Annotated in this window: 9 protein-coding genes; 1 reads left to right on the top strand and 8 read right to left on the bottom strand. The window is 62.9% G+C overall.

Annotated elements, in window-relative coordinates; translation table 11 throughout:
- The 5 genes from N3J91_13710 to N3J91_13690 form a co-directional block, all read right to left on the bottom strand.
- On the bottom strand, nt 1-667 hold a 667-nt coding region (locus tag N3J91_13710; protein ID MCX8157479.1), incomplete at its 3' end, for an MBL fold metallo-hydrolase.
- A 229-nt stretch (nt 668-896) separates the two neighbouring features.
- Complete coding sequence (locus N3J91_13705; protein MCX8157478.1) at nt 897-1,235, bottom strand: P-II family nitrogen regulator; 339 nt, start codon at nt 1,233-1,235, stop codon at nt 897-899.
- A gap of 115 nt (nt 1,236-1,350) precedes the next feature.
- Entirely contained in the window at nt 1,351-1,689 is a 339-nt protein-coding gene (locus tag N3J91_13700) for a P-II family nitrogen regulator (protein ID MCX8157477.1), read from the bottom strand.
- Between the two features lie 27 nt (nt 1,690-1,716).
- Nucleotides 1,717-3,156, bottom strand: coding sequence for an ammonium transporter (locus N3J91_13695; GenBank protein MCX8157476.1), 1,440 nt, complete (start codon nt 3,154-3,156; stop codon nt 1,717-1,719).
- Nucleotides 3,157-3,224: 68 nt separating this feature from the next.
- Entirely contained in the window at nt 3,225-3,563 is a 339-nt protein-coding gene (locus N3J91_13690) for a P-II family nitrogen regulator (GenBank protein ID MCX8157475.1), read from the bottom strand.
- A gap of 191 nt (nt 3,564-3,754) precedes the next feature.
- On the opposite strand from N3J91_13690, the gene N3J91_13685 reads away from it, so the two are divergent.
- On the top strand, nt 3,755-3,928 hold the full coding sequence (locus N3J91_13685; protein ID MCX8157474.1) for a hypothetical protein: 174 nt from the start codon (nt 3,755-3,757) through the stop codon (nt 3,926-3,928).
- Here the strand turns inward: N3J91_13685 and N3J91_13680 are convergent.
- Genes N3J91_13680 through N3J91_13670 form a run of 3 tightly spaced genes read right to left on the bottom strand, consistent with a single transcriptional unit; the run spans nt 3,925 to nt 9,111 of the window.
- Nucleotides 3,925-5,916 carry an Rne/Rng family ribonuclease gene (locus tag N3J91_13680; protein MCX8157473.1) on the bottom strand — a complete coding sequence of 664 codons (1,992 nt, stop codon included), beginning with the start codon at nt 5,914-5,916 and terminating at the stop codon, nt 3,925-3,927. The two genes, N3J91_13685 and N3J91_13680, sit on opposite strands and share 4 nt — an antisense overlap.
- A gap of 4 nt (nt 5,917-5,920) precedes the next feature.
- Nucleotides 5,921-7,144, bottom strand: a complete 1,224-nt coding sequence (locus N3J91_13675) for a rod shape-determining protein RodA (GenBank protein ID MCX8157472.1) — start codon at nt 7,142-7,144, stop codon at nt 5,921-5,923.
- Nucleotides 7,141-9,111, bottom strand: a complete 1,971-nt coding sequence (locus N3J91_13670) for a penicillin-binding transpeptidase domain-containing protein (GenBank protein ID MCX8157471.1) — start codon at nt 9,109-9,111, stop codon at nt 7,141-7,143. Before N3J91_13670 ends, N3J91_13675 begins: the two co-directional genes overlap by 4 nt.
- Nucleotides 9,112-9,113 lie beyond the last annotated feature (2 nt).

Genomic DNA, 9,113 nt, shown 5'->3' with positions numbered 1-9,113 from the left:
GGAAGATGTGCCGCAGGTCGTCGTGGACGATTTGCGTGGCGGCCTCGGCGGCCGCTTCATTGGAGAGATGGCCGAACCGCGAGAGGATGCGTTGCTTGAGCGACCACGGCCGGCGCGGGTCCTCCTGCAGCATCCGCACGTCGTGATTGGTCTCCAGCAGCAGGATATGAGCGCGTTTGAGCCGCTCGACGATCAGGCGCGTGACGTGGCCGAGATCAGCGAGCACGCCAACGTTCAGGTTCTCGTGCCGCAGCAGAAACCCGACCGGGTCTTGCGCGTCATGCGGAACGGGAAACGTCTCGACGATCACATCGCCCAGTTCAAACGCCTGGCCGGTCTGGAACACCTTCCACAATCCGGCCATCGGCACGTGCCCCATGTCCTCCTGCAGGACCTCGATGGTAAGGCGATTGGCGAAGACCGGAATTCGGTGGCGTCGGCAGAGGACGGGCAGTCCCTGCGCGTGATCGTGGTGCTCGTGGGTCAGCAACACCGCGTCCACGTCGTCGAGCGTGCGGCCGATGCTCGCCAGCCGCAGGGCGATCTGTTTGCCGCTGAGGCCGGCGTCAATCAACAGGCAGACCCGAGGCGTTTCCAACAACGCGCAGTTGCCGGCCGAACCGCTGCCAAGAATAGTGATTGCCGCTCCCACGACGCGCGCGAGCATAGGCGACCGCTGCACCGGTCACAAGCGCGAAGTTTGATCCTCGCCGCGACCGGTCGCATCCGGCGCGGACGCCGCTGGTATTGGATCTGGCATCGGTGACTGGCGAGAGCGAGCTTGGGTGTTGAAAGGCCAGAACCTCAGCGCGGACCAAACCGCGAGCGTGTCCCGGCGCTGAAGCAAAAGCGGCGCTTCCTTTCGGAAACGCCGCTCGCGCCATCGGTGTCTGGCTTCACACCGCCTTGTTGCCGCGCTCGTCGGTGCGGATGCGGATGGCTTCCTCGACGGGCAGCACGAAGATCTTGCCGTCGCCGATCTTGCCGGTGCGGGCGCTCTTGACGATGGCCGCGATCGCCGGCTCGACCATCTCGTCAGCGACCACCAGGTCAATCTTCAACTTCGGCAGGAAATCCACGGTGTATTCGCTGCCGCGGTAGATTTCGGTGTGGCCCTTTTGCCGACCGAAGCCCTTCGCCTCCGTGACCGTCAGCCCCGCGACCCCCACTTCGGCGAGGGCCGACTTCACTTCCTCCAGTTTGAACGGCTTGATGATGACTTCGATTTTCTTCATGCGCGTTGTTCCTTCGCTGGCTTGAAATGCCTACCGTGCCTTGTAGCCTTCCCCGGCACGCTCTGCAATGTCAAACCGCGAAGTTGCCTACGAAGCCCCTTTTCCGGCGCCAGCTTCACACCGCCTTGTTGCCGCGCTCGTCGGTGCGGATGCGGATGGCTTCCTCAACGGGCAGCACGAATATCTTGCCGTCGCCGATTTTGCCGGTGCGGGCGCTCTTGAGGATGGCGGCGATGGCTGATTCCACCTGCGCATCGGTCACGACCACGTCCATCTTGATCTTCGGCAGGAAATCCACCGTGTATTCGCTGCCGCGATAGATCTCCGTGTGGCCTTTCTGCCGGCCGAAGCCTTTCACTTCGGTCACGGTCATGCCCTCGACGCCGACTTCGGCGAGCGCGGCCTTCACTTCTTCGAGTTTGAACGGCTTGATGATGGCTTCGATTTTCTTCATGGCACGTCTCCCATTGGATGGAACCGTTCAGATCAGATTGTAACCCTCCTCACCGTGGTCGGTGATGTCTAGACCCAGGCGTTCGTCCTCCGGCGCCGGACGCAAGCCCACCACAGCCTTGACGATGAAGGCGATGATCGTCGTGCCAATGACCGCCATCAGGATCGTCAGACCGATCGCTTTTAGTTGTTCGATCCACAAGCTGTGGCCAACGAGGCTCTTGAGGTTGTTGCCGAGGTTGGCGTTGGCTTCCAGCTTGGCCAGCAGTCCGGTCAGGAACGCGCCCAGTGTGCCGCCGACGCCATGGACGCCAAAGGTGTCCAGCGCGTCGTCGTAGCCGAGCCATGCCTTGAGTTTCCAGCACGCGAAGAACGGGACCAAACCCGCCGCGACACCGATGAGGACAGCGCCGTTGGTGTTGACAAAACCGCACGCCGGAGTGACGACCACCAAGCCTGCCACCGCGCCGGAGCAGAAACCGAGCACACTCGGCTTGCCGCGGAACACCCACTCCGCCATGGGCCACACGAAGCTCGCGATCGCCGCGGCCAGCGTCGTGGCCACGAAAGCGTTGGCCGCGATGCCGTCGGCGGCCAGGGCGCTGCCGGCATTAAACCCATACCAACCCACCCACAGCATGCCGGTGCCGATCATGGTCAACACCATGCTGTGCGGCGGCATGAGCTCCTTGGGAAAGCCCAGGCGCTTGCCCAGGATCAAGCAGAGCACCAGCGCGGACCAGCCCGAGGACATGTGCACCACGGTGCCTCCGGCGAAATCCAGCGCCTTGATCTTGGCGTTGGGATTGAGCGGCCCGCACATCAAGCCGTCCGCCGCCCAGACCATGTGGGCCAGCGGGAAATACACCAGAAACATCCAGCCCAGCATGAAGAGCATGAGAGCGGAGAATTTCATGCGCTCGGCAATGGCGCCCACGATCAACGCGGGGGTGATGATGGCAAAGGTGAGCTGGAACATGGCCCACACGTTGTTGCTGATCCAGTTGCTCCCCTGCCCGACCTCGCCGCCGTTGACGCCCTTGAGGAAAAGGTAGTCAAACCCGCCGATGAACGGATTGCCCGGGGCAAACGTCAGGCTGTATCCGCAAATAAACCACAACACGGTGGACAGGCCGGCGATGCCCAGGCATTGCGCCATGACGGAAAGCACATTCTTGCGCCGCACCAGGCCGCCGTAGAACAGGGCCAGGCCCGGCAGCGTCATGAACAACACCAGGGCCGTCGAGGTCATCTGCCAGGCATTGTGGCCCGGCCCCGGGCCGGGGATTTTGGAGGGCGCATTGGTGTTTTCCACCCGCGCCACGTTGTTCATGTAGGCCTCCAGATCCGCAATGCGCTCCGCCAGCGAGCGCTCGGGCGCCGGGGCGGCGTCCGCCGCCCTCAGAGCCGTGCCGCCGCCGAGCGCCATCCAGGTCATCAAACTCAGAAGCAGAAAAATCTTTTTCATAATTTCGCTTTAGAAAGGGTTAACGTTTAAGATTCTTGGGTTCATCTTGCCGGCCATCGCTTCATCCCTTACACCGCCTGCTGCCCCCGTTCTTCGGTGCGGATGCGGATGGCTTCATCTATGGTGGTGATGAAGATTTTGCCGTCTCCGATCTTGCCCGTCTTGGCGGACTTCAGAATGGCCCCCACTGCCGCCTCGCACTGACTGTCGGCCACCACCACCTCCACTTTGATTTTGGGAAGGAAATCCACCGTGTACTCGCTGCCGCGGTAGATTTCGGTGTGCCCTTTCTGCCGGCCAAATCCCTTGACCTCGGTCACCGTCATACCCTCGATGCCCAAGTCACTCAGGGCATCTTTGACATCGTCCAATTTGAACGGTTTTATGATGGCTTCGATTTTCTTCATGTTCGCCTGTGCGTTCACCGCGTTGATTGCTATTGCCACGATGCATCCACCTCAGGCAGATGCCCGACTTAACGTGCGGGCCATAGAGCACCGGCCATGCCAAGGGAAAAAACGAGCCGTCAAATATTTATAAAGTGTTTATCTTTAACAACTTACAGACATAAATCCGACGGCTTAAAAACTGGCTTTTTTTGACCACCCTGCTCGAAACCGTGCAGGTGAAAAAGTTTGTACCCAACGGACCAATTACCGGGATGTTCAGGAAATACCCGGTGCGCGGGAAGAAGTCCAACGCTGTGCGTGCCGGCAAAAAAATGGAGGGCCGACGCGAGCGCCGGCCCTCCTTCAAGCAGGGTAGTGATTAATCTTTCTCGGAGGCCAGCTCCTCGTTGGTCAGCGCATTGTAGATTTTGAACTGCTCGGCGTGGAAGCTGGGATCGGCACGGAAGCTGAGCCGGCCGAAATACTTTTTCTCCATCTCGATGATGAGCTTCTCGTCCTCCTTGCGCAGGCGTTCGAGGACGGTGGGGTGCACCACGATGCGGAGCTGGAAGTCCGATTCATCGCGGGGCCGTTTCTTGAGGATCTCGGCCAGGCGCCGCTGGATTTCGACGCTCATGGAGAGGGCGCTTTTGACCTTGCCGCGGCCTTTGCAGTAGGGGCAGTCGTCAAACACCGAGGCCCGCACACTCTCCGAATGCCGCTGGCGCGTCATCTCCATCAAGCCCAGTTGGGAGATGGGCAGGATATGGGTTTTGGCGCGGTCGCGTTTGAGACATTCCAGCATTTTGCGGTACACGGCCTGGCGGTCGCGGGGATGGCGCATGTCAATGAAGTCCAGCACGATGAGGCCGCCGATGTTGCGCAGGCGCAACTGCCGGCAGATTTCCTCGGCGGCTTCGAGGTTGACCTTGAGGATGGTGGACTCCTGGTCCTTGGTGCCCTTGTGGCGGCCGGGGTTGACGTCAATGGCCACCAGGGCCTCCGTTTCGTCAATGACCAGGTGTCCGCCGCTCTTGAGGGTGACCTGGCGCGAGAAGGCCTGCTCGAGCTGCGGGGTGATGTTGAACTTGTCAAAGATGGGCGTGCTCTCGGTGTACAACTTGACCTTGCTGACGGAGCGTTTGGAGATGCGGCCGATCATCTGCTTCATGCGTTCGCACGCCGCCGCGTTGTCCACCACAATGCGCTCCACGTCCTCGGTGAGGAAGTCCCGCACGGTGCGCTCGATCAGGTCCGGCTCCTTGAACACGCAGGCGGGGGCCGGCAGGGTGCGGATGCGCTCCTGGATGCCGGCCCATTCTTCGAGCAACAGCGCCAGGTCGCGCACGAAGTAGCGGGCCTGCTGTCCCTCGCCCACCGTGCGGATGATGACCCCCATGCCGTCGGGGATATGCAGGTTGCGGAGGATTTTTTTCAACCGCTGGCGTTCTTCGTGGTTTTCGATTTTGCGGGAGATGCCCGACTGCTCGGAGTTGGGCAGCAGGACCAGATAACGGCCGGGCAGGACCAGGTTGGTGGTCACGCGCGGCCCCTTGGTGCCGATCGGCCCCTTAGTCACCTGCACGATGATGTCGGAGCCGGGCGGGTAAACGCGGGGGATGTCCTTCTGGGTGATTTTGGGCTTCTCGCGCTCGCGGCGGCGGCCGGTGTCGCGCTCGACGACTTCCACGCTGCTGTCAAAATTGCTGGGCACGATGTCCCAGTAATGCAGGAAGGCGTTTTTCTCATAGCCAATGTCCACAAAGGCCGCCTTGAGGCCGTCCTCGAGGTTGCGCACCTTGCCCTTGTAGATGCTGCCGGCCATGCGCTCCTCGGTGGTGCGCTCGATGGTGAACTCCTCCAGCCGCCCGGCTTCGAGCACAGCCACGCGGGTTTCCAGCGACTCGACGTTGATGATGACCTCCTTGTGGCTGCGCTGGACGGGGCGGATGAGGCGTTTGACCTTGGTGATGACCTTGTTGGCGGCATGCTTGATGGACTCCACCAGGCCCTTGGGTTTTTCCTCAATTTCCACCGGCTGGTAGGTGTCCTCGGTGACCTCGGCCGGGGTGTCCAGATTGGGGGCGCGAAACTCCTGGCTGCGCCCGCCCTCGGTGGGCGGGGCTTCCGGCGCGGGGGCGGGGGGAGCGTCCGGCGGGAGGCCGGCGGCCAGGTTTTCCGCGCGTTGAATTTCCGCCTCATGGCGGCGGCGGTCATAGATGGATTCCACCTCATTTTTGGTGCCCAGGGCTTCGGCGCGGGCTTCCTGCGCGGCGCGCTCGACCTTGGGGGAAGGAGGCTTCAATCCGCCGGTGGGGCGGAAGCGCATGCCGCCACGGCGGCGGCCAAAAGAACGACCAGTTTCACTCATACCATTAGTCCCTTCGATAGAGGTACACGTTGTGCAACAAGCCCAGTCCCAGCAGTGTGCAAAGCACCGAGCTGCCGCCATAACTGAGCAGCGGGAGGGGCACACCGGTGACGGGCAGGATGCGAATGTTCATGCCGATGTTGATGAAGACCTGGCTGAAGAGCAGTACCACAATGCCCACCGCCAGCAGCTTGCCGAGGCGATCCCGGGCCAGGGCGGCGGTCCGCAGACCGCACCCCAGCACCACGCCATACAAGCCCACCACCAACGCACTTCCCAAAAAGCCCTTCTCCTCGGCGATGACAGAGAAGATGAAGTCGTTGTGAGCCACACCGCGCGGCAGGTATCCCAGGGCGATCTGGGCCCCCTGCCGCCAGCCTTTGCCGGCCAAACCACCCGAGCCGACGGAAATGAGCGCCTGCCGCGAGCAGTATTCGTCATTCTGTTGTTGCAGACGCAGGCGCTGCAACTCCGCCGCCGTGGCCTGCGGCGGAGCAAAACGGGTATAATCCAAACCAAAAAACACGAGCAAGCGGCGCCGCTGGTAATCCTCCAATTTCAACCGCCAGTTGGGCGGCGCCAGCAAGACATCCACCAACAGCAAACTCACGAGCATGAATCCGGCCAGCCCCAGCCGCACCAGATACCCGGTGGGCGTGCCGGCCACCACCAACATGGCCAGGGTGACGGGCAGCAGGAGGAGGGCCGAGCCGAGATCGGGTTCACGCAGGATCAATACAAACGGCAGGGCCATCAGCCCCAGCGCGGTCCAGAAAGTGCGCGTTTGCCGCAATTCCTCCACCGGGCGGCTCAGGTAATGCGCCAGGGCCATGATCAATGCGAGCTTGGCGAATTCGGAGGGCTGGATTTGCACCGGCCCCAGATCAATCCAGCGCATGGCGCCCCAACCGTGGCTGGTGCCAATGCCGGGGATGAGCACCAGAATCAGCAACAGAATACAGGCCCAATAGGCCACCAGCGCGAAGCGCAGCAACCGCGGATAGGGCACCGCACAAGCGGCGATGCCCAAACCCGCGCCCAGGGCGCACCAGACGGCCTGCTTGAAGTGGTGCTGCTGATAAAAGGGCAGGCTGCGCAAGGCTTCGCTGCCGAGGGTGGCGCTGTAAATGAAGGCCAGCCCCATGACCATCAACAGCCCCACGGCCCCCAACAACAGCCAGTCCACCACCGGCTGGCGCTCATTCAAGATGGAGAGGGGCGATTTCATTGGGCAGAGTGCATGGCCAGGGGCGCCGGCCGCTGCCGGTCCCGCAGGGCTTTGAAGATTTGCGCGGCCACCGGCGCGCAGGTGAATCCGCCGGAGGCGCCGCTTTCCACCATGACCACCACCGCATACTGCGGGTGCTCATACGGGCCAAAAGCCACAAACCAGGTGATTTTGTCCACCACCCGCCGACCTTGTTTGACTTCCGCCGTGCCGGTTTTGCCGCCGATGCGGAAACCGGGCACCGCGGCCCGGCGGCCGGTGGCATCGGGGTCTTCCACATCGGCCAGCATGGCATCGCGCACAAGCTCCAGATGGCGGGGGTGGACGCCCAGCTCGCCCCGCAGGCGCGGGGGGTATTCCACCACGTTCTGGCCCAGGCCGGTGATCTCCATGGGCTCCACCCGCTGCACCAGGCGGGGATACAGGACGCGCCCGCCATTGGCAATGGCCGCCGTCATGACCGCCATCTGGACGGGGTTGACGGCGAGGTAGCCCTGGCCGATGCACAGGTTGGCGGTATCGCCCTCGCTCCACACCACGCCGCGGGCGCGGCGCTGCTGCATCCATTCGCGCGTGGGGAAAAAGCCGGGATCATTCTGGCCGGTGGGCAAATCCACCGGTTCCCCCAAATGGAGCCGCTGGCCCACCCGCAGGAGGGCCTCCAGCCCGGCGCGCAGGCCATAGTGGATGAAGTAATCATTGCTCGAAAGTTTGAAGGCGCGGCGGAAGTCATACGGGCCGGGCGGCGCGGTGTCGCCAATGCGCGTGTCACCCACCTGCGCATAGCCTTTGCCCTGGTAGATTTCCTGGGGGTCCAGCACCCCGGCCTCGAGGGCGGCCAGGGCGGTGATGATTTTGAAGATAGAGCCGGGGGGGTAACGCTCCTGGGTGGCGCGGTTGATGAACGGGCGTTGCTGCGGATCATTCAACTGCTCCATCAACTCCGGGGAAATGGCGGGCAGAAAATCATTCGGGTCATAGGCCGGCGCGGAGGCCAGCACCAGCAGATCGCCCGTGTGCACCTCCATCACCACCACCGCGCCGCGGGTGGGCTGGCCGGTGTCGCGGCCGGCTTCGGCCAGGGCTTTTTCGGCCACGCGCTGCAGTTCCACATCCAGCGTCAGCACCACATTCTGGCCCGGCTCGGCGGGGGTCCAGATGTTCTCGCTCTGGCGATAGCCCAGATAATTGACCAGGACGGACTTCACTCCGGCACGGCCGCGGAGCTGGGCGTCGAACACCCCCTCGATGCCGATGACGCCGCGGTAGTCGGGGAGGCGGAAGTTGAAAAAGGCCTCCTCGCCTTCGAAGGACGAGTTGTCCTTGCGCAGGTACCCGAGCACATGCGCGGCCAGGAGGCCGTGATGATAGACCCGGACGGGTTGCACATCCAAATCCACGCCCACCGGCAGGACGGTGTTTTCCATGAGCCGCGCCACCTGATTGGAGCTTAAATCGAGGACCGCCGGGAGCGGCAGGGCACGGCGTTGATCGTAATGCGCGTGAAAGGCTGCGGGCGACAACTCGGCCGGCTGGCCCAACAAATAACCAAGGCGGGTCACCACGTTGCTGGCCACCATGTAACGGGCCGCGCGGGCCAGCGTGGCACGCTCCTCCCGCGTCAGGTTCCGATGATATTGGGCGCGCACGCGGGCGGCTTCGTTGGAGACCAGGAGGGCATAGGCCTGGCGGAAGTAGGGACTCAAGGCTTCGAGGTACACGCTGGCGTGGTAGGCCGGCCGGTTTTCCGCCAGCACGCGTCCGTCGCGATCCACAATTTTGCCGCGCACGGCCGGAATGCGGACCGTGCGAAAAGACTGGGCCACCTGCTCCTCGGCGTACTTCTTGCCGGCGACAATTTGCACGTACCAGAGGCCGCCGAGCAAAACGAGCAGGCCGGCGGCCATCACGCCCGCCAGCGCCTGCAAGGGCCGGTCACCCTGATGCAAATTTTCCAGCAATGCCATGC

This window comes from Verrucomicrobiia bacterium, from assembly GCA_026414565.1.
In the GTDB taxonomy this organism is placed as follows: Bacteria; Verrucomicrobiota; Verrucomicrobiia; order Limisphaerales; family Fontisphaeraceae; genus Fontisphaera.
The sequence above is the reverse complement of the archived record's forward strand: the minus strand, read 5'-3'. Positions and strand labels throughout refer to the sequence as shown.

Excerpts from the sequence above, each read along its gene's own strand:
- N3J91_13705 (MCX8157478.1), bottom strand. The coding sequence starts at position 1,235 with ATGAAGAAAATCGAAGTCATCATCAAGCCGTTCAAACTGGAGGAAGTG.
- N3J91_13700 (MCX8157477.1), bottom strand. The coding sequence starts at position 1,689 with ATGAAGAAAATCGAAGCCATCATCAAGCCGTTCAAACTCGAAGAAGTG.
- N3J91_13695 (MCX8157476.1), bottom strand. The coding sequence starts at position 3,156 with ATGAAAAAGATTTTTCTGCTTCTGAGTTTGATGACCTGGATGGCGCTC.
- N3J91_13690 (MCX8157475.1), bottom strand. The coding sequence starts at position 3,563 with ATGAAGAAAATCGAAGCCATCATAAAACCGTTCAAATTGGACGATGTC.
- N3J91_13680 (MCX8157473.1), bottom strand. The coding sequence starts at position 5,916 with ATGAGTGAAACTGGTCGTTCTTTTGGCCGCCGCCGTGGCGGCATGCGC.
- N3J91_13675 (MCX8157472.1), bottom strand. The coding sequence starts at position 7,144 with ATGAAATCGCCCCTCTCCATCTTGAATGAGCGCCAGCCGGTGGTGGAC.
- N3J91_13670 (MCX8157471.1), bottom strand. The coding sequence starts at position 9,111 with ATGGCATTGCTGGAAAATTTGCATCAGGGTGACCGGCCCTTGCAGGCG.